Source organism: Comamonas sp. HJ-2, assembly GCF_053615495.1.
This window is the reverse complement of the sequence record NZ_JBSIFD010000018.1, coordinates 42,051-60,077: the sequence shown is the minus strand read 5'-3', so window position 1 is coordinate 60,077 and position 18,027 is coordinate 42,051. Positions and strand designations below refer to the sequence as shown.

19 protein-coding genes are annotated in these 18,027 nt (G+C 62.3%); 7 read left to right on the top strand and 12 right to left on the bottom strand.

Going from position 1 to position 18,027, the window contains the following annotated elements:
• The first annotated feature begins 220 nt into the window (after window positions 1-220).
• Together ACWGXF_RS15750 and ACWGXF_RS15745 are read left to right on the top strand one after the other, a co-directional pair.
• Entirely contained in the window at window positions 221-1,018 is a 798-nt protein-coding gene (locus ACWGXF_RS15750) for a DUF2189 domain-containing protein (RefSeq protein ID WP_003069476.1), read from the top strand.
• Window positions 1,019-1,039: 21 nt separating this feature from the next.
• Complete coding sequence (locus tag ACWGXF_RS15745) at window positions 1,040-1,258, top strand: hypothetical protein (RefSeq protein WP_314352333.1); 219 nt, start codon at window positions 1,040-1,042, stop codon at window positions 1,256-1,258.
• A gap of 17 nt (window positions 1,259-1,275) precedes the next feature.
• Here ACWGXF_RS15745 and ACWGXF_RS15740 read toward each other — a convergent pair whose 3' ends face one another.
• On the bottom strand, window positions 1,276-2,007 hold the full coding sequence (locus ACWGXF_RS15740) for an arylesterase (protein WP_034390740.1): 732 nt from the start codon (window positions 2,005-2,007) through the stop codon (window positions 1,276-1,278).
• On the opposite strand from ACWGXF_RS15740, the gene ACWGXF_RS15735 reads away from it, so the two are divergent.
• On the top strand, window positions 2,006-2,686 hold the full coding sequence (locus tag ACWGXF_RS15735) for an ABC transporter ATP-binding protein (RefSeq protein ID WP_003069470.1): 681 nt from the start codon (window positions 2,006-2,008) through the stop codon (window positions 2,684-2,686). The two genes, ACWGXF_RS15740 and ACWGXF_RS15735, sit on opposite strands and share 2 nt — an antisense overlap.
• A gap of 100 nt (window positions 2,687-2,786) precedes the next feature.
• Here ACWGXF_RS15735 and sstT read toward each other — a convergent pair whose 3' ends face one another.
• Window positions 2,787-4,019 carry a serine/threonine transporter SstT gene (sstT, locus tag ACWGXF_RS15730; RefSeq protein ID WP_314352332.1) on the bottom strand — a complete coding sequence of 411 codons (1,233 nt, stop codon included), beginning with the start codon at window positions 4,017-4,019 and terminating at the stop codon, window positions 2,787-2,789.
• A gap of 305 nt (window positions 4,020-4,324) precedes the next feature.
• Here sstT and rlmB point away from each other — a divergent pair, with 305 nt between their 5' ends.
• Complete coding sequence (gene rlmB, locus ACWGXF_RS15725; protein ID WP_003069467.1) at window positions 4,325-5,095, top strand: 23S rRNA (guanosine(2251)-2'-O)-methyltransferase RlmB; 771 nt, start codon at window positions 4,325-4,327, stop codon at window positions 5,093-5,095.
• 84 nt (window positions 5,096-5,179) lie between these two features.
• Here rlmB and ACWGXF_RS15720 read toward each other — a convergent pair whose 3' ends face one another.
• Window positions 5,180-7,120 carry a hybrid sensor histidine kinase/response regulator gene (locus ACWGXF_RS15720; RefSeq protein ID WP_202788189.1) on the bottom strand — a complete coding sequence of 647 codons (1,941 nt, stop codon included), beginning with the start codon at window positions 7,118-7,120 and terminating at the stop codon, window positions 5,180-5,182.
• A 91-nt stretch (window positions 7,121-7,211) separates the two neighbouring features.
• Here ACWGXF_RS15720 and ACWGXF_RS15715 point away from each other — a divergent pair, with 91 nt between their 5' ends.
• The gene (locus ACWGXF_RS15715) at window positions 7,212-7,985 is read left to right on the top strand and encodes an SIR2 family NAD-dependent protein deacylase (RefSeq protein ID WP_012838903.1); all 774 of its coding nucleotides are present in this window, start codon (window positions 7,212-7,214) and stop codon (window positions 7,983-7,985) included.
• A gap of 90 nt (window positions 7,986-8,075) precedes the next feature.
• Here the strand turns inward: ACWGXF_RS15715 and ACWGXF_RS15710 are convergent, their stop codons facing one another.
• The 7 genes from ACWGXF_RS15710 to ACWGXF_RS15680 form a co-directional block, all read right to left on the bottom strand.
• The gene (locus tag ACWGXF_RS15710) at window positions 8,076-8,675 is read right to left on the bottom strand and encodes a chromate transporter (protein WP_012838902.1); all 600 of its coding nucleotides are present in this window, start codon (window positions 8,673-8,675) and stop codon (window positions 8,076-8,078) included.
• Window positions 8,672-9,259 (bottom strand): chromate transporter, encoded by a 588-nt coding sequence (locus tag ACWGXF_RS15705; RefSeq protein ID WP_256630853.1) that lies wholly within the window; start codon window positions 9,257-9,259, stop codon window positions 8,672-8,674. Before ACWGXF_RS15705 ends, ACWGXF_RS15710 begins: the two co-directional genes overlap by 4 nt.
• A gap of 157 nt (window positions 9,260-9,416) precedes the next feature.
• Window positions 9,417-10,064: a GntR family transcriptional regulator gene (locus tag ACWGXF_RS15700; RefSeq protein ID WP_034390730.1), complete on the bottom strand. Its 648-nt coding sequence runs from the start codon at window positions 10,062-10,064 to the stop codon at window positions 9,417-9,419.
• A 142-nt stretch (window positions 10,065-10,206) separates the two neighbouring features.
• Entirely contained in the window at window positions 10,207-10,953 is a 747-nt protein-coding gene (locus ACWGXF_RS15695; protein WP_256630852.1) for an aspartate/glutamate racemase family protein, read from the bottom strand.
• Between the two features lie 20 nt (window positions 10,954-10,973).
• A complete protein-coding gene (hydA, locus tag ACWGXF_RS15690; protein WP_003062715.1) occupies window positions 10,974-12,407 on the bottom strand; it encodes a dihydropyrimidinase in 1,434 nt (477 codons plus the stop codon).
• A gap of 8 nt (window positions 12,408-12,415) precedes the next feature.
• Entirely contained in the window at window positions 12,416-13,642 is a 1,227-nt protein-coding gene (locus ACWGXF_RS15685) for a serine hydrolase domain-containing protein (RefSeq protein ID WP_370466634.1), read from the bottom strand.
• Between the two features lie 29 nt (window positions 13,643-13,671).
• Entirely contained in the window at window positions 13,672-14,979 is a 1,308-nt protein-coding gene (locus ACWGXF_RS15680) for an MFS transporter (protein WP_034409885.1), read from the bottom strand.
• 279 nt (window positions 14,980-15,258) lie between these two features.
• Between ACWGXF_RS15680 and ACWGXF_RS15675 the strand changes: the two genes are divergently transcribed.
• Both ACWGXF_RS15675 and ACWGXF_RS15670 read left to right on the top strand, forming a co-directional pair.
• Window positions 15,259-15,990 carry a maleate cis-trans isomerase family protein gene (locus ACWGXF_RS15675; protein WP_012838897.1) on the top strand — a complete coding sequence of 244 codons (732 nt, stop codon included), beginning with the start codon at window positions 15,259-15,261 and terminating at the stop codon, window positions 15,988-15,990.
• Window positions 15,991-16,039: 49 nt separating this feature from the next.
• On the top strand, window positions 16,040-16,888 hold the full coding sequence (locus ACWGXF_RS15670; protein ID WP_452102092.1) for a fumarylacetoacetate hydrolase family protein: 849 nt from the start codon (window positions 16,040-16,042) through the stop codon (window positions 16,886-16,888).
• Between the two features lie 87 nt (window positions 16,889-16,975).
• On the opposite strand, the gene ACWGXF_RS15665 is transcribed toward ACWGXF_RS15670, so the two are convergent.
• Both ACWGXF_RS15665 and ACWGXF_RS15660 read right to left on the bottom strand, forming a co-directional pair.
• Window positions 16,976-17,503 (bottom strand): GAF domain-containing protein, encoded by a 528-nt coding sequence (locus ACWGXF_RS15665; protein ID WP_034390724.1) that lies wholly within the window; start codon window positions 17,501-17,503, stop codon window positions 16,976-16,978.
• An 87-nt stretch (window positions 17,504-17,590) separates the two neighbouring features.
• Window positions 17,591-17,887, bottom strand: coding sequence for a helix-turn-helix transcriptional regulator (locus ACWGXF_RS15660; protein ID WP_012838895.1), 297 nt, complete (start codon window positions 17,885-17,887; stop codon window positions 17,591-17,593).
• Between the last annotated feature and the right edge of the window lie 140 nt (window positions 17,888-18,027).

Sequence of the window (18,027 nt, the reverse complement as noted above, 5' to 3'; positions counted from 1 at the left end):
CTATTAAATAGGAGCTGGCAGCGCTTGTCGAGAAGCGATTTCAATGCTTTTATTGACTGAAGTCAATAAAGGCTGGGCGCTATAAGCTCTTGTTTTCATAGTGAAAACGCGGAGGCCGGCATGCGGGCTTTCCGCAATGCAGATTCGAGGTTGAGCGGGTAACTTGTTCCTGTCAGCTGCCGCCACCGAGGCGCGGTACGGGCGACAAGGAGGGTCTCGCATGCAAGCTTCCCCTGTTTCCGAGGTCAAGGCCGAGTCCGGCAATCTGCAGATTCTGCAACTGCGCTGGAGCGAGCCCTGGCAATGGCTGCTGCTGGGCCTTAGCGATGTGCGGCGCGCTCCAATGATTGCGCTGTTCTACGGCCTGTGTTTCTGGGGCATGGCGCGTCTGATGGCCTGGGTGTTTCGCTCCAGCCCCGAATATCTGATGTCCATGGCCAGCGGCTGTCTGCTGGTAGGCCCCTTCCTGGCCATGGGCCTGTACTACGTCAGCAAGCAACTGGAGCAGGGCAAGCCCGTGCTGCTGTCGGAGTCGTTGACCTGCTGGGACAAGCATCTGGCCAGCATGGGCATGCTGGTCATGGTGCTGATGGTGCTGGAGATGCTCTGGGGGCGCGCCGCCATGGTGGTGTTCGCCATTTCGTTCGATACCGGCATGCCCAGTACGGCAACCCTGCTGCAGACCCTGCTGCGGCCCGAGAACTGGGAGTTCCTGCTGGGCTACACCGCGGTTGGCGGGATATTTGCTGCCTTGGTGTTTGCCAGCATGGTGGTTTCACTGCCCGCCATTCTCGATCTGGATACCGATGCCTTGACGGCCTGCATCACCAGCATGCGCGTGGTGGGGGCCAACACGGGTGTGATGCTGCTGTGGGGGCTGATCATCACCGTGTTGATCGCGGTCTCGCTGCTCTTCTACAGTGCTGGTCTGATCGTCATCGGGCCGCTGCTGGGTTGCACCAGCTGGCATGCCTATAAAGCCAGCGTCCGCGCCGAAAGCAAGGAGAACCCTGCTTGAGGTGCAATGAGGGGGGATGTCATGGAGTTCTGGAACTGGTTGAAAAAAGTCTTCACGCCCCAGTCAGGCGCTTCGGGCCGCAGCACCGATTCGCAGCTGACCTGGACTTCGGCGAGCAGCCGCGAGGACGGCCGCGACGTCTTCAACGACAGCTATTTTTGCGGCTCGGGCAGCAACGAGAGTGCCTGCAGTCCGGACGGCGGCGACTCTGGCGGTGATGGCGGAGGCAGCGGCGACTGAGGCCGCGCGGCCGTCACTTATTTCAGCAATGGCCTGAGCTTGGGCCAGACATTGGCCAGCATCTGGGGCTGGGCCTGGGCATTGGGGTGAATGCGGTCGCTCTGAAACCATTGCTCGGCGTTCGCAGCATCGCCGATGCCCGACAGCAGAAACGGCACCAGCGGCAGTTTTTGCGCGTCGGCAATGCTCCTGAACATCTCGGCAAATTGCTCGGTATATGTCGCTCCATAGTTGGGCGGTACCTGCATGCCCACCAGCAGCACCTGGGCCCCGGCCTCCCTGGCGGCCTTGATCATGACTTCCAGATTCTGCTGAGTGCTCTGCAGCGCCAGGCCGCGCAATGCGTCGTTGCCGCCCAGCTCCAGAATCAGGATGCCCGGCTCATGCTGCCTGAGCAGCGACGCCAGGCGCGCTCTGCCGCCGGCCGTGGTCTCGCCGCTGATGCTGGCATTGACCACCTTGCGCGGATTCTTTTCGTCATTCATGCGCTGCTGCAGCAACTGCACCCAGCCCTTGCCGCGCGTCAGGCCGTATTCGGCGCTCAGAGAATCGCCAAGCACCAGCACCGGGCCGGGTTTCGCGCCGGGAGCGGCCTTGGCCGGCTCCTTGTTCCTGGCGGGCGATGAGGCCACTGCCGCACCGCAAGCCCCTGAAATGGCGAGCGACAGAGCAACAGCGATACAGTGACGGCGCTGCAGTGCAAAGTGCTGGTTGCGACTCTTGACGTTTTTGCTATCCAATTGATTCATGTCCACAACTCTTGCCATTCCTTTGATTGCCGTTGAGCAACTGTCCAAATCGGTGAGCGATTCCACAGGCGTGCTGGATATTTTGCGGGATATCAATCTGAGTTTCACGGCCGGCGAAACCGTTGCCATTGTGGGGGCCTCCGGCTCGGGTAAAAGCACTTTGCTGTCGATTCTGGCCGGCCTCGATACCCCCAGTCGCGGCACGGTCCGCTTGCTGGGCCAGGATCTGTTTGCACTCAGCGAGGACGACAGGGCGGCGGTGCGGGCACAGAAGATGGGCTTTGTCTTCCAGAGCTTTCAGTTGCTGGGCAATCTCACGGCGCTGGAAAACGTCATGCTGCCGCTGGAGCTGGCAGGTCAGCGCGATGCGAGAGCGCGAGCTTCGCAGATGCTGGAGCGCGTGGGCCTGGGCCAGCGTCTCAATCACTATCCCAGGCTGATGTCGGGCGGCGAGCAGCAGCGCGTGGCCCTGGCGCGTGCTTTTGTGGTGGAGCCGGCCGTGCTGCTGGCCGACGAGCCCACCGGCAGCCTGGACTTCGCCACGGGCCAGACCATCATGGAGCTGATGTTTGCGCTCAACCGCGAGCGCGGCACGACTCTGATTCTGGTGACGCATGACCGCGAGATTGCGGCGCAATGTGATCGAAGCATCACCATAGAAGCCGGGCGCTCTGTCTGAAAAACCAAAAGGCCTGTGTGATCACAGGCCTTTTTGGGGATCTGGCGCTTATCAAATAAGCGCTTGCAGCTATCAAATCAGTAGATTCTGAGTTCAAGCCTCAGATGCGCGCGACTTCCAGCCCGGCCCTGCGCTCTGCGGCGCGGCAGGCTGCCGCGGTAAACAGCACGTCGGTCGAGGAATTGAGGGCTGTCTCGGTCGAATCCTGAATCACGCCGATCACATAGCCGACACCCACCACCTGCATGGCCACATCGTTGGGAATGTTGAACAGGCTGCAGGCCAGCGGAATCAGCAGCAGCGAGCCACCGGGTACGCCCGAGGCACCGCAGGCACAGACCGCAGAGACCACGCACAGCAGTATGGCCGTGGGAATGTCCACCGAGATATTGAGCGTATGGGCAGCGGCCAGTGTCAGCACGCTGATGGTGACGGCAGCGCCGGCCATATTGATGGTGGCGCCCAGCGGGATGGAGATGCTGTAGGTGTTCTCGTCGAGCCTGAGCTTCTGGGCCAAGGCCAGATTGACGGGAATGTTGGCTCCCGAGCTGCGCGTGAAGAAGGCGGTCACTGCGCTTTCGCGCAGGCATGTCAGCACCAGCGGATAGGGGTTGCGGCGAGTCTGTGTCCAGACAATGACCGGGTTGATCACCAATGCCACAAACACCATGCAGCCGACCAGCACGGCCAGCAGATGGGCGTAGTCCTTGAGTGCTTCCAGCCCGCCGGAGGAGAAGGTGGCGACCACCAGGCCGAAGATGCCGAAGGGGGCCAGGCGAATCACGCCTTGAATCACGCGGGTGATGGCATGGCCAAAGTCCTCCACCATGGTGCGGGTGGTGGGCGTGGCGTGGCGTAGTGCCAAGCCCAGCGCGATAGCCCAGGCCAGAATGCCGATGTAGTTGGCGTTCAGCAATGCATTGACGGGGTTGTCGAACAGGCTTTGGACGACGGTGCTCAGCACCTGGCTGATCTCGCCGGGCACGCTCTGGACTTTGGGCGCTTCACGAAAGTGAATCACCGAGGGAAAGAGCGCGCTGGCTGCAACGGCCACGCAGGCCGCCGCCAGCGTGCCGATGACGTACAGCCAGAGCACGGGCTTGATTTGCGTTTCCTGGCCGGGGCGGTGGCTGCTGACGGCCGCCATGACCAGCAGCAGCACCAGAACCGGAGCGACAGCCTTGAGCGCGGCAATGAACAAGCTGCCCAACAGGGAAACCGACTGGGCGGCGGCCGGCCATAGCCAGGCCGCCAGGCCGCCCAGAATCAGGGCAATCAGAATCTGCAGCACCAGGCTGCTGCGGTTGAACCAATCGAGCAAGGCGTTGAGCATGCTGGGTATTCGTTATGGGATGGGAGGGAGATACAAACACGTAAGCCTCCTCATGCCGGACATGAAGAGGCTATATGTATGAATGCAGGGGCAGCAGGCTCAAGCCTGTTGCCAGTCGTTCTGGGCGGCAGTGGAGCTTCATGTGAAGACTCGCACTCGGAAAAAACCATGCTGGTACTGCTTGATGAACCGGTGCCTTGCCCGTTGGGGGCGCAGTGTAGCGGCAATGGAAAACCTCAGCTGTCAGCCCAGACATGGCCCTGCGAGTCTCAGGTCTGCCGTAAACGCCGGGATAATGTGGCCCCATGTCGTCCCCCAAAGTTCTTTTCGGCTTTCACGCCGTAGGCGTGCGTCTGAAGACCGCCCCCCAATCCATCATCGAAGTCTATTTCGAGGCTTCGCGCCGCGATGCGCGCATGCGCCAGTTTCTGGAACGTGCCAAGGAAGCCGGGGTGCGTCTGATCGAGGCCGATGCCCTGCGCCTTGCCAAGCTCGCCGGCTCTCACGGCCATCAGGGCGTGGCTGCACGCGTGGAAGAAGTCAAGGACACGCGCACGCTCGACGAGCTGCTCGACGATCTGGAGGAGGAGGGGGTGAAGGCCCCGCTGCTGCTGGTGCTCGACGGTGTGACCGATCCGCACAACCTGGGGGCCTGCCTGCGTGTAGCCGACGGCGCTGGTGTGCATGCCGTGATCGCTCCCAAGGACCACGCGGCCGGCATCAACGCCACCGTGGCCAAGGTGGCCAGCGGCGCGGCCGAGACCGTGCCTTACTTCATGGTCACCAATCTGGCGCGCACGCTCAAGGAACTCAAGGAGCGCGGCATCTGGATCATCGGTACCAGCGGCGATGCCGACAAACATCTCTACCAGATGGATCTGACCGGACCGACGGCACTGGTGCTGGGGGCCGAGGGCGATGGCATGCGCCAGCTGACCCGCAAGACCTGCGATGCGCTGGTCAGTATTCCCATGCAGGGCGCGGTGGAGAGTCTGAATGTGTCCGTGGCCAGCGGTGTGTGTCTTTATGAGGCTTTGCGCCAGCGCCTGGCCGCAGCCGTTGCGATCAAGGCCTGAGCCGGCTGGCCCGGCCGCTGAAAGCGAAAACAAGGCGCGACTGCGAGAGCAGTGGCGCCTTTTTTGCGGGCGGCTGAATCGTTCTCAGACGGCCGGCAGATCGGCTGGCGTCGTGAAGTCCGGATGCAGCATGCGCTGCACGGTGCGTGCCAGCTCGCCAATCTCCATGGGCTTGCTCAGCACCACGTAGCGGCATTCCTGGGCATGCGGCACTTCGGCCTCTTCGCTGCTGGTCATGAGGATGAGCGGAATGAGAACATGCTCCCGGGCCAGCTTTTCCTGCATTTTTGCGATGCTCAAGGCACCGGAAAACTCATCGGCGGCAATGATGAGATCCACCTTCATGCCGCTGTTGATATAGCGCAGCGCGACTTCGGGTAAATATGCGGTCACGACCTGATAACCAAGTCCGTAGAGTACCTGGGCCATGGCATTGCGCGTGGCCAGATCGGGCTCGATGAGCAAAATCGTTTCCTGCCGGCCCACTGGGGCCGAGGCTTGCGGGCTCTGCGGCACGACCGGTTGTGCGCGCGGAAAGTACAGGCTCACGATGGTTCCCAGGCCTGGAGTGCTTTCCACTTCGATCAGGCCCTGGACATGGTCCATGAAGTTCTTGACCATGGGCAGGCCCAGGCCCGCGCCCTTGCCTTCGGGCTTGGTGGTGAAGAACATGTCGAAGATGCGGGCCTTGATCTCCTCACTCATGCCCATGCCGTTGTCGGCTACGCTGATCATCACGTAGTCGCCCGCATGGCTGGCACGCTTGAGCAGCACGTTCTCCGCTGTCAGCGTGATCTGGCCCTGCTCTTCGGTGGCATCACGAGCATTGATGCAGAGATTGATCAGCGAGTTCTCGAAATACAGCTTGTCCACGCTGATGGGCCAGATGCTGGACGCCATATGCAGCTGCAGTTCAGCGTTCTGGCCGACGGCCTTGCTCAGCAGAGGCTCCAGATCCTGCACCAGTGCGCGGGGGTCGGCGGCAGCCAGCTGCATGGATTTGCGACTGCTGAATCCCGTCAGATGCGATGCCAGGCTGCCTGCTTTCTGAATGGTGTTGAGTATCACATCCACATGTTCGAGCTGCTCGGGCTCACCCAGCTGCTTCTCCAGCATGCCGGCATGCAGGCCGGTGATGAAAAGCAGGTTCTTCATGTCATGCGCGACACCGGCAGACAACTGGTTCACCATGCCCATTTTCTGGGCTTGGGCGAGGTAGGTTTCGGCCTGATCCAGCGCCTGCTGCTTGAGTCTCAGCTGGTGGCTCAGCGTGGTGATCTGGTCGCGCAACTGATTCTCGGATTGCCGGACGCTGTCTATGCCCAGGTTGGCGCCGACCCAGTAGAGAATTCTGCCCTGCGCATTCTTGACGGGAGACAGCGACGAGAAAAACCAGTGGAACTGTCCGTCATGGCGCTTGATGCGCAGCCGGTATCCCGTCGGCTTTTCGGTGATCAGGGCGCGCGACAGCCCGGTGTTGACGGTCGCCAGATCGTCGGGATGCACGATATCAATCCATATGCCTTCGCGCAGGCTCAGGGGGCGTACTTCCCGGTAGGCGTATTCATGCAGGGCCCGGTTGAGCCAGGTCACCTCTCCATGGGGTGTTGCAATCCAGACCTGGTAGGGCAGGTGGTCCAGAAAGTCCTCAAAGCGGTTGACATGCCCTAGCCCGAGCTCGTCATCGGGTTCACGAAACGAGGTTTCGGTCGGCAATACATAGCATTGCACCGCTTCTGCCGCGCCATTGCCCTGAATCGGCGAAAAATGCCAGAGTCCGGGGTGATCGGGCAAGTTTGCAGTCGCTTCCAGGCCTGTCTCCACGCACTGCCTGATAGCCAGCCTGGCTGTTTCCAGAATCTCGCGCGCGGGAATGCCGGGTGCCTGGTGACTGGGCTGCAGAAGGCGCTGCAATGCAGGATTGGCAAAGCGCAGTTCCAATGTCTGGACATCAACAAGACCCCATGCCAATGCTGCAGGCGTCATGGCTTGCTGAAGTGCGAACAATTGGCCCGATTCGTTCATATGCTGGTGTGGTGCAATATCAGGCAAAGAAGAAGCTCCGCAGAGAAATTCAAGTATTCCACGTTGCAACTCGATTTATGAGGTTATAGCCTTGGTTCAAGCACTTATTGACAATTCTTCGACGTCCTTGGGTGCGATTGCCTGCGTGCGTCGCTGGCTGGGGGAGGCGCAGCGACTGGCCGTGCTGACCGGGGCCGGTGTCAGCGCCGAGTCGGGAGTGCCCACTTTCAGAGAGGATGCAAACGGGTATTGGTCCCAGTTCAAGCCCGAGGAAATGGCCAGCGAGTTGGGGTATCGCCGCGATCCGGCTCATGTCTGGCGCTGGTACGAGCACCGACGTGCGCTGGTTGCCAAGGTGACTCCCAATGAGGGGCACCTGGCGCTGGCGCGTTGGGCGCGACAGCATCCGGGTCGAATGACACTCATCACGCAGAATGTGGATGGTCTGCACCAGCAGGCGGGCAGTGAAGGTGTGCTGAGCCTGCATGGGGAGTTGAGCAGGAATCGCTGGCTGAATCGCCGTTGTGCGTCCTGCGACATGGAGCAGGCTGTCCCGGGCGAGCCGCCTCATTGCGCCGCCTGCGGCAATTTGCTGCGGCCTGCCGTCGTGTGGTTTGGCGAGTCTCTGCCGAGCCAGACCTGGGCCAGGGCAGAGCAGGCGGCAGAGCAATGTCAGCTGATGCTGGTGATCGGCACGTCGGGCGCAGTCTACCCGGCAGCAGGTCTGGCCAAGATCGCACGGCGCAACCGGGCGCGCGTGGTCATCATCAACCCCCATGCCAGCGAGCTGGACTCGGTGGCCGACCAGATGATCGCCATGCCATCGGCACAGGTGCTGCCCTTGCTGCTGGCAAGTCCCGAGTAGGCCGGGATGGGATTGCTAGCGGCTGTCTCGGTGAGGAGACTGCTTTGGCAGTTGACGCCGATCTTCCGACCCCGGGGGGCGGTACTGCGTTTACACCCAGCCCAGCGCACCCAGCGCCGCGCCGGCAGCCAGCAGCCACAGCAGATGAATGCGTGTGCGCCATACCAGCAATGTGCATGCAAGGCTCAGCAGCCATAGCTTCCAGTCCCTGCCAGGGTTGCCGTTGGCGCTGCCCAGCAGCCAGCCTGTCGCCAGCAGCAGACCAATCACCAGCGGAGCCATGCCTTGCTTGAAGGCGCGCACGCCGCGTTTGTCCCGGTTGCGCTGACCCCAGCGCGAGGCCTGCCAGGTCAGCAGCGAGCTGGGCAGCAAAATGCCCACCATGCATACGGCAACTCCGAGTGCTCCCAGTCCCCAGGCCGCCGGGCCGGTGCCGCCTCCTGCATTCAGACCCACGTTCCAGCCCAGCAGGGCGATGAACAACACATTGGGGCCGGGGGCGGCCTGGGCAATGGCGATGGAACTGGTGAACTGGGTTTCCGACAGCCAGCGATTGCCGTCGACCAGATAGCGGTGCATATCGGGCGCAGCGGTGATGGCTCCACCCACGGCCATCAGCGACAGCGTCAGGAAATAGGCAAACAGATGCAGCCAGTCCACGGTCTGCAGCTCGATCGTCAGCGTGCTCATGCCAGCCTCCGGTAGGTCAGCACGCAGCCTGTTGCGCCCACCAGCAGCAAGGCCCAGAACAGCGGCAGGCGCAGCACGGCCACCAGCACAAAGGCGGCGATGGCCAGCCCTGCGCAATACCACTTGCCCAGCGGGTGCTTGCGCAGCGTGCCAGCCAGCTTCAGGCCCATGCCCGCGACCAGCCCTGCCGCCACGGCGCTCATGCCGCGCAGGGCTCCGGCCACGGCCGGGTTGGCCGCGAACTGGGTATAGATCAGGGTGAGGCTGATGACCACCAGCATGGGAAACGTCAGCATTCCGCACAACCCCACGATGGCGCCGCGCCAGCCGAAGTAGCGTTCGCCCAGCATGATGGAAAGATTCACCACATTGGGGCCGGGCATGATCTGTGCCACGGCCCAATCCTCCATGAACTCCTCATTGCTCAGCCATTGGCGTTTTTCGACCAGTTCGCGCTGCACCACGGCCAGCACACCGCCAAAGCCCTGCAAGGCCAGAAAGGTCAGCGACCAGAAAAGTTCGCTCAGATGGCGCGGGCGTGGCCGCTCGGCTTGCGGCATTGACGAAGGGGCGGGTGAGCTCATTGAAAGGGCCTCTGGGCCTCTGGAGAAAGTGATGGCGATCAGCCGTGGATGCTAATGCGGACGCCCCTGCCCGGATAGCTGCCAGCCATCTTCAGTAGAGAAGGGCGTATCGATCACTTTGATGGCTCCCGTTGCTGGATCGCGACGCCGGCTGTGATCAGAGGTCGCCCAGTATCTGTTCCAGATCTGCGTCGTCGGCATCGGCCTCCAAGCGCAGGCTGCCCTGTATGTGATCCAGATGGCTGAGCATCAGCTGTTCTGCCAGCTCGCCATTGCCCGCGACAATGGCATCGACCACGGCCTCATGCTCGTCCACCAGACAGCAGGTGTTGACCGCCGATTCATACAGCGAGATCGTCAGGCAGGTCAGCGTGGACAGTTCACGCATGCTGCGCAGCAGCGCGGAGTTGCCGGCCAGTTCGGCAAGCAGTACATGAAATTCGCCGGACAGGCGAACCGTGGCTCGCTTGTCGGAGTTGGCGCGAGCATCGCGCTCCTGCTTCAGATGGGTCTGCAGGCGACGGATCTTGCTATTGTCCATGTTCAGAACGAGGCGCCGCACAATGCCTGGCTCTATCAGCCGGCGCGCTTCGAAGACGTCCAGCGCCTGCTCGATGCTGGGCTTGGCAACAAAGGCTCCGCGCTGCGGGAATAGCTCCACCATCTGGTCGCGGGCCATGCGGGCAAGGACCTCGCGCACGCGAGCCCGGCTGGTGTTGAAGATATTGGCCAGCCTGTCTTCGCCGAGCTTGGTTCCCGGCAGCAGGCGGTGCTCATGGATGGCTGTGGCAATGCGGGCTGCCATTTCATCCACGGTAATTTCAGATCGAGATGTGTTGCTTCGATTGTTCACTTTTGTAGTGTGTTTTGTCGACATGCCGGTGAATTCTAGTGTCACGCGGCATGTCGGATTCGAACATCCCGATTGAGGTTATCCCGCAGAGTGTTCAGGGCAACTGGCTCAATAGCTTGGTGAGCCCCGGGGGGAGGTTCTTGAAGTCCTTGCGCGGTGGTTTGGCGAAGCTGCCGGCGCGTGCCGGAGCGGGAGCCAGCGAGACCAGGCTCTGCGCATGATTGACGGCGCTGGAGACGCCATCGACGGCTGGCACCGGCAAACTCTGCTTGATGGAGCGTGCCAGGCCCGCCAGCGGGGCACCGGCAATGATCAGTACATCGGCGCCATCTTCGCTGACCGCTGCTTCGCACAAGGCCTGCAGGCGTGCTGCATGGTCATCCTGCACACTTCCGATATCTCGCAGAGGCTCGTCCAGGCAGCGAATGCTGGCCAGCCGGTCTATGAGTCCGTTGCGCTCGACCATATCTCGGTACCAGGCGGTAATGCGCCTGGAGATGGCAATGATCGAGAAGCGTTTGCCCAGCATGCAGGCGCTCATGAGTGCGGACTCGGTCATGCCCAGCACGGGAATGTCCAGAGCCTCGCGCAGGCCTTCGAGGCCCGGATCGCCAAAGGCTGCCAGGATGACGGCGTCATGTTGGTGCGCATGTTCGGCGGCCAGCTCGGCCACGGCGTAGGCGGCAATCATGGCCTCGAAGCGCGTCTCGATATAGGCCACCCCCATGGGAGCGGTCAGCATGGTGATTTCCGTGTCTGGCGCGGCGGCCAGCCTGGCCTCTTTCTCGATGAGCGCGGTGACGCTCTCGGAGATATTGGGGTTGATGATGAGCAGTTTCATGGTGTGTTCGTGCTGAAGTTTCAGAAGCGGGCCTGGTGGCGCTTGGGCAGCAGTGTGGGCGCGCCGCGCTGCAGGAAGCGGCCGCTGCCGGCGCGGGCGTGGAATTGCTCGCCGTCCCAGACTACCTGTCCCGCAGACAGGGTGAGGCAGGGCCAGGCCTTGAGCTGCTGGCCTTCATAGGGCGTGTAGTCCACGTTGTGGTGCAGATCGCGGTTGCTGATGGCGCGTTCGCCTTCCTGCCAGACCACGAGGTCGGCATCGGCGCCGATGGCAATGCTGCCCTTGCGCGGATGCAGGCCGTAGACCTTGGCCGGGTTGGTGGAGGTCAGCTCCACGAAGCGGTTGAGTGTCATGCGGCCCGTCAGCACACCATGCGTGTAGAGCAGCGACAGGCGGGTCTCGATGCCAGGAATACCGTTGGGGATGTGACCAAAGGACACCTCCTCGCCATTGGGCTTCTTGCCTTCGGGTGAATCGTAGTTGAACGGCGCATGGTCCGAGGAGAACACGGTGAACAGGCCGTCGTTCAGCCCGTTCCAGATCACTTCCTGGTTGGCCTGATCGCGCGGCGGTGGGCTGCACACGCACTTGGCGCCCTGGTAACTGTCATCTATGCCCAGATCCTCGGCGCTGAGGAACAGGTATTGCGGGCAGGTCTCGGCCATGATGTTCATGCCGTGGGAGCGGGCCCAGCGGATCTGCTCGACGGCCTCGCGGCCCGAGACATGGACGATGAGAATGGGCACATCGGCAAGCTCCGAGAGCGCGATGGCGCGGTGGGTGGCTTCGCGCTCCACCAGCATGGGACGAGAGACCGCGTGGTAGCGCGGAGCGGAGCGGCCGCTGGCTTCCAGGCGCTTGGTCAGCCACTGGATGCAGTCGGCGTTCTCGGCATGGATCATGGCGGTGGCGTCGTACTTGCGCGCCACGTCCAGCACGTCGAGGATCTGGCCGTCGTTGAGCTTCAGATCGTCATAGGTCATGTAGATCTTGAAGGAGGTATAGCCTTCGCGGATCAACTGGGGCAGTTCCTTCTCCAGAACTTCGGGGGTGGGGTCGCTGACGATCATGTGGAAACCGTAGTCCACGTGGGCTTTGCCGTCGGCGCGACGGTGGTAGTCCTCCACGGCCGCGCGCAGCGACTGGCCCTTGGCCTGGGCCGCGAACGGAATCACGGTGGTGGTGCCGCCGCAGGCTGCGGCGCGCGTGCCGCTGTCGAAGTTGTCGGCCATGCGCACCGGCGGTTCCATGGGTTGGTCCAGGTGGCAGTGGGCGTCGATGCCGCCGGGCGTGACCACGCGGCCGGCAGCGTCATATTCGCGGGCGCCGGCGGGCAGGTTGGCGCCCAGCTGGACTATCTTGCCGTCGCGAATGGCTATATCGGATTCAAAGATGTCGCTGGCGGTGGCAACGCGCGCATTGCGCACTACGAGATCAAATTCGCTGGATTTCATGCTGAATATCAGAGTTTCGGGGTGTCGGTAGGGTCTGCCGGTGCTCCGGACTTGCCCTGGTGTTGTGATGCGAGTTCGAGTTCGCGCGCCAACGCCTTGTGGCGGGCGGGCGTGGGTTTGGCATGGGCCTGGTTGCTCAGCGCGGGCAGCACGTAGTCATTGACCATGCGGCGGATGGCCAGCACGTTCCGGGATTCGCGCAGGCCGCCTTCGATGGGCAGCATGCTGGTCATGACCACCACGGCATTGCGCTCGGGCAATACCACAATGAACTGGCCCTTGAAGCCCATGGCGTGGGTTTCGGGCTCGGTGGCGACGATGTCGTTGATCCACCAGCAATAGCCATACCATGGCGCCGAGGCGGGCGCGGTCATGGTCCGGACCCAGGCCTGGGAGACGATCTGCTTGCCGTCCCAGCGGCCGCCGGTCAGCACCAACTGGCCTAGCTTGGCCATGTCCACGGCGCGCAGGCGCAGCCCCCAGCCGGAGGAGACCAGGCCTTTGTCGTCAGCCCGCTCCCAGGTGTAATGGCTCATGCCCATGGGCTTGAAGAGTCTCTCCTTCGCAAAGTCCTGCAGTGGCATACCGGCGTCGGCCCCCAGCGTGGCGCTGGCCAGGATGGGGTTGACGTCGGTGTAGTCGAAGCTCGTGCCGGGCGCTACCTTGGGCGTGGTTTCGGCCGCCAGCTTGAGACGGTCGGGGGCGCCGTAGTAGATGGGGTCGTCGGTGGGCTTGAAGTTATAGACCAGGCCCGTGGACATGGACAGCACATGCCGCAGTTCGATGGATTGCTTGTCGGAGAAGGCGTCCTGGAGGTCGGGGCGGGCCTTGGCCAGGATGGGCGCCACTTTCTCGTCGAGCTTGCTGCGGCCCTCGTCCACCAGAACGCCGGCGGCCAGGGCCGTCACATTCTTGGTGATGGAGTACAGCTCGTAGTTGTGGTTGCGCGTCAGCCCCTGGCTGTAGCGCTCATAGATCAGCTTGCCGTCCTTGACGACGAGAAAGCTGCGCACGTCGAGGTTTTCCTTGCGGATCATCTCGGACAACTGCACCAGAGGGCGCGAATCCACGCCTACGGACTCGGGGGCGGCAGCAGGGAAATCGGGACTCGCCTGGACGGCGACGGAGTTGCGGCTGGCTGGCGTGGCGGCATATGCGCTCAGGGTTGAGGCGATGGCCGTGGCGCAGGTCAGGGCCACGGCTCGGCGTGTGGGCAAGGGCATGGAGTTCTCCATCAAAGTGTCCAGGCGATGCGGAGCGGTACTTAGACCGGGATCTTCTTGCTGTAGTCGATCACGATCGACGAGCAGACGAAGAGGCCTGCGCCCGCAGCAGCGAAGAGCATCATTGCCATGTCGTAGGAGCCGGTGGCCTGCACGATCACGCCCACCAGAATGGGTACGCCGATGCCGGCGAAGTTGCCGCCCAGGTTCATGACGCCACCCAGGAAGCCGACGCGCTTGCGGGTGCCCAGAATGGAAGGAACGCACCAGAACAGACCGCACCAGCGCAGGAAGAACAGCGTTACCGACAGCAGGATCACAATGGTCACGGGGTCCTTGAAGCGGGCCACGTTGTAGATGGCGATGGTGGCGATGATCGAGGCGATACCGAACAGCGTGCGCAGCACCTTGGCTTGCGAAGCGCCCGCAGCCTTCCATTTGTCGGCAATCCAGCCGCCGACCATCTCACCGACGAAGCCGGAGAAGAACATGATGAACACGGCGCCGCCCATCTGCTTGATGTCCATGCCATGCACCTTGGACAGGTAGGTGGGCATCCAGGTCAGCAGGCCGTAGAACAGCGCGTTGAAGCACATCCAGCCGAAGAACATGCCCCATACCGAGCGGTACTTGAAGAAGTCCATCACCTTGCCGCTGGCATGGGCGGGCTCGGCGGCGAGGTCGGCGGCATGCGCTTCCTCGATGAAGGCAGCTTCGGCTTCATTGACGCCGGCGTGCTCACGGGGATGGTTGCGGATATACCACCAGGCAAAGACACCCGCGATCATGGTGCCAACGCCCGCGACGACGAAGGACACGCGCCAGGAGTCGAAGTGGGTCAGCAGGCCGGCGATGATCAGCGCACCCAGGGCTGCACCCAGAGGTGCGCCACCGTCCAGCAGTGTGGCGCCGCGGCCGCGTTCGTTCTGGGTCATCCAGATGCCGTTGAGCTTGCCGCCTGCGGGGTAGATGGGGGCCTCGGAAGCGCCCAGACCCAGACGGGTGATCAGCAGCGACACCCAGCCGGTGCAAGCTGCGGCGATGGCCTGGAAGAAGCCCCAACCCAGGGTGGAGCAGACGATGACCACGCGTGGGCCGAAACGGTCGGCCAGCATGCCGCCGGGAATCTGCATGAAGGCATAGGTCCAGAAGAAGGAACTCATCAGCAGGCCCTGAACGGCAGGGCTGAGATCGAACTCCTTGGCGATCATGGGCATGGCCACGGACAGCGATGCGCGGTCAATGTAATTGACCGCGATCAGGAAAAGCATCATCAGGAAGATCTTCCAGCGCACCTTGGTCGGCGCTGCCGCCGCCTGTGGCGCGGCAAGTGTGGTTGGGTTTTGCATCTCGGGTCTCGCTCCATCGGTTGGTTGATTGTTCGATGTGATGTCGAAATCTAAATGTCGACAATGTTGTCAACAATATCGTAAACACCTATTTGGGAATTTTTCTCTGAAATATGCTGTGAGGCGAAAGGCGGTGACGAAGTGAAGATTTTCTTGTCGGATAACTTGAGTGATTGGATTTTGATTTATTGTCAACAATACTGTTGACGTTTGTTTGGGTGAGGTGAACAATGCCGGCCAACCGGTTTGCCGGTTGGCCATACAACGGAGACAAGCAAGATGACTGCAACTACGACATGCCTGGGCGTGCTCACGCCTTCTTCCAACACCGCACTGGAGCCTCTGACCAGCGCGCTGGCTGCCAGTGCCGGCAACTGCTCGGCCCATTTTTCGCGCTTCACGGTGACTGAGATTTCGCTGGCCGAGGGGGCACTGAACCAGTTTGACGACAGCAAGATCCTGGCCGCCGCCGAGCTGCTGGCCGATGCCAAGGTGGACGTGATCGGCTGGAGCGGCACGGCCGCAGGATGGCGCGGCTTTGAGACCGACATGCGGCTGTGCGAGCGTATTACCGAGCGCACCGGCATCAAGGCCACGACGGCCATCCTGGCACTCAATGAGCTGATGGAAAAGCTCTCCGTGAAGAAGCTGGCCATCGTCAGCCCGTACACGGCGGACGTGCAGCAATGCATCGTCAACAACTACCGCGCCGCAGGCGTCGAGACCACGGCAGAGCGCCATCTGGACATCTCGGTCAACCACAGCTTTGCGCTGGTGGAGCCCGAGCAACTGCTGCAACTCATCGGCAACGTGATCGAAGAAGGCAAGCCCGACGCCGTCGTGACTTACTGCACCAATTTGCGCGCTGCGCACCTGGCCGAAGAGGTGGAGCGCCGTTGGGGCGTGCCGCTGCTCGATACCGTGAGTACCACGGTCTGGGGCATGCTGCGCGCGGCCGGGCGTGATCCTTCCGCCGTCAAAGGCTGGGGCCACCTGTTCGATATTGCATGATGAAGGCCTTAGAGGGCGACACTGACCGATTCATAAGGAGACAACCATCGTGAAACTGCTTCGCTATGGCAGCGCGGGTGCGGAGCGCCCGGGCGTGCTGGACGCCGACGGCGTGCTGCGTGATGCATCGGCCCTGGTGCCCGATTGGGGCCCGGGCCAGCTAGGTCCCGATGCGCTGGAGCGCATACGGCATACGGACTGGAGCCGTTTGCCCAGGGTTGACGGAACGCCACGTCTGGGTTGCCCCGTGGCACAGGTGGGCAAGCTGGTCTGTGCGGGCCTCAACTATGCCGACCACGCGGCCGAGGCCGGACTGCCAGCGCCGGCCGAACCCGTGCTGTTCATGAAGGCCGTGACGGCGATCTGCGGTCCGGGCGATGCGGTGCAGATTCCGCAGGGCGCGGACAAGGTCGACTGGGAGGTGGAGCTGGGCGTTGTCATCGGCAGCCGCGCGCGGCGCGTGACCGAGGCGCAGGCTCTGTCCCATGTGGCCGGCTATCTGTTGGCCAACGATGTGTCCGAGCGCGGCTGGCAATTGGAGCGTGGCGGCACCTGGACCAAGGGCAAGAGCCATGACACCTTTGCGCCGCTGGGCCCCTGGCTGGTGACGGCCGACGAAATTACCGATCCGCATCGCGTGGGCCTGTGGCTGGAAGTCAACGGCAAGCGCATGCAGAACGGCAGTACGGCCAACTTCATTTTCAGCCTGCCCACGCTCATTTCGTATATCAGCCAGTTCATGACGCTGGAGGCCGGCGATGTGATTCTTACCGGAACGCCTGCGGGCGTGGGCCTGGGACAAAAGCCGCAGCCCGTCTTTCTCAAGCCCGGCGATGTGGTGCGGCTGGGTGCCGATGGGCTGGGCGAGCAGCGCCAGGCCTGCGTGGCAGTGAACTGACGCAGCTTTTTCCCGGAGAGCTGGTTTTTAGAGCTTTCCGGGAGAAGCCGGGCCGGAAGGCGTGCGCTTTTCTTCGGCTGGCTGGAGCTACTGGGCCTGCTTGATATCGATTCGCCTGGCCGTGATCCTGGCCACGCATTCGAGTTTTTGCAGGTCCTTGGCCGTCAGGCTTTCATCGGCCGCCTGGCTGAAGCAGCACAGCGTGCCGTAGACCTTGCCGCTGGCCAGCACGATGGGCGTGCTCAGATGGGCGCCCACGCGAAAAGGAGTTGCAGGCAGCTTGGCAAAGGCAGGGTGGCTGGTCGCATCCTGGACCAGGCCGGGCAGAATGCCGTCGAGCACGCACTGGCAAAACGACTCCTCCAGGGGACCGCCGCCGCCAGTGGCAATCAATTCCTTGCCGGGGGCGGTATCGACATGCTGGAACATGCGCTGGCCGTTGCGGATCTCGGAGACAAAAATCACCTCCATATTGAGGTGCTGGCGCAGCTCCTGCAGGACCAGGCGCACGTTTTCATCGACCAGTTCGTCACTTCGATCTGCCGTGGCCAGCAACAATTCACTGACCTGTACCTCCAGTGCCTCCGGTGCGTAATCCCAGTTGTGAATCGCCATCTCTCAAATCTCTGAATGTCGCGCAAAAAAACCTCGGGCCATTGTGGCCGAGCAAACAGGGTTCTCAAGTTAACAATACGTAAGACCTCATAGCGAATCCTGGTCGGTCACAGGACTGGCGATGCGGTCGGCTACAGCCGTCTGGCCGGTCTGGGGCTGAATCAGTGCCAGCACCTGGGCGTGCAGCTCGGCCGGCACGGCGATCAGCTCCATATTCAGCACACGGGCCATTTCCTGCAGAGTGGAAAAGCGCGGGTCTACATCGCCGGTTTCAGTGCGTTGTACGGCCATGCGTGACAGGCCGGCACGTTCGGCCAGATCGGCCTGGGTGATGCGGGCGGCCTTGCGGGCCTGGGCCAGAGTCGTGATGAGTTCGGAAATCATGCGTATCAATATACTCTTTGTAGCGCGGTACAAAAGCATGGCGCCTGCTGGAGGGTGTTTCCCCCGGGCAGGCGGGTCGCCGCAGTCTGCCATGCCGCTGCCATACTGCGAGGGCATGGTGGCGATGGTTCATCGAACAA

Coding starts and splice junctions, on each gene's coding strand:
- ACWGXF_RS15705 (WP_256630853.1), bottom strand. CDS start 9,259: ATGAGCTCACCCGCCCCTTCGTCAATGCCGCAAGCCGAGCGGCCACGC.
- ACWGXF_RS15720 (WP_202788189.1), bottom strand. CDS start 7,120: ATGAACGAATCGGGCCAATTGTTCGCACTTCAGCAAGCCATGACGCCT.
- ACWGXF_RS15660 (WP_012838895.1), bottom strand. CDS start 17,887: ATGATTTCCGAACTCATCACGACTCTGGCCCAGGCCCGCAAGGCCGCC.
- ACWGXF_RS15740 (WP_034390740.1), bottom strand. CDS start 2,007: ATGAATCAATTGGATAGCAAAAACGTCAAGAGTCGCAACCAGCACTTT.
- hydA (WP_003062715.1), bottom strand. CDS start 12,407: ATGAAATCCAGCGAATTTGATCTCGTAGTGCGCAATGCGCGCGTTGCC.
- ACWGXF_RS15680 (WP_034409885.1), bottom strand. CDS start 14,979: ATGCAAAACCCAACCACACTTGCCGCGCCACAGGCGGCGGCAGCGCCG.
- ACWGXF_RS15685 (WP_370466634.1), bottom strand. CDS start 13,642: ATGGAGAACTCCATGCCCTTGCCCACACGCCGAGCCGTGGCCCTGACC.
- ACWGXF_RS15675 (WP_012838897.1), top strand. CDS start 15,259: ATGACTGCAACTACGACATGCCTGGGCGTGCTCACGCCTTCTTCCAAC.
- sstT (WP_314352332.1), bottom strand. CDS start 4,019: ATGCTCAACGCCTTGCTCGATTGGTTCAACCGCAGCAGCCTGGTGCTG.
- rlmB (WP_003069467.1), top strand. CDS start 4,325: ATGTCGTCCCCCAAAGTTCTTTTCGGCTTTCACGCCGTAGGCGTGCGT.
- ACWGXF_RS15695 (WP_256630852.1), bottom strand. CDS start 10,953: ATGAAACTGCTCATCATCAACCCCAATATCTCCGAGAGCGTCACCGCG.
- ACWGXF_RS15710 (WP_012838902.1), bottom strand. CDS start 8,675: ATGAGCACGCTGACGATCGAGCTGCAGACCGTGGACTGGCTGCATCTG.
- ACWGXF_RS15665 (WP_034390724.1), bottom strand. CDS start 17,503: ATGGCGATTCACAACTGGGATTACGCACCGGAGGCACTGGAGGTACAG.
- ACWGXF_RS15700 (WP_034390730.1), bottom strand. CDS start 10,064: ATGGCAGCCCGCATTGCCACAGCCATCCATGAGCACCGCCTGCTGCCG.
- ACWGXF_RS15735 (WP_003069470.1), top strand. CDS start 2,006: ATGTCCACAACTCTTGCCATTCCTTTGATTGCCGTTGAGCAACTGTCC.
- ACWGXF_RS15750 (WP_003069476.1), top strand. CDS start 221: ATGCAAGCTTCCCCTGTTTCCGAGGTCAAGGCCGAGTCCGGCAATCTG.
- ACWGXF_RS15745 (WP_314352333.1), top strand. CDS start 1,040: ATGGAGTTCTGGAACTGGTTGAAAAAAGTCTTCACGCCCCAGTCAGGC.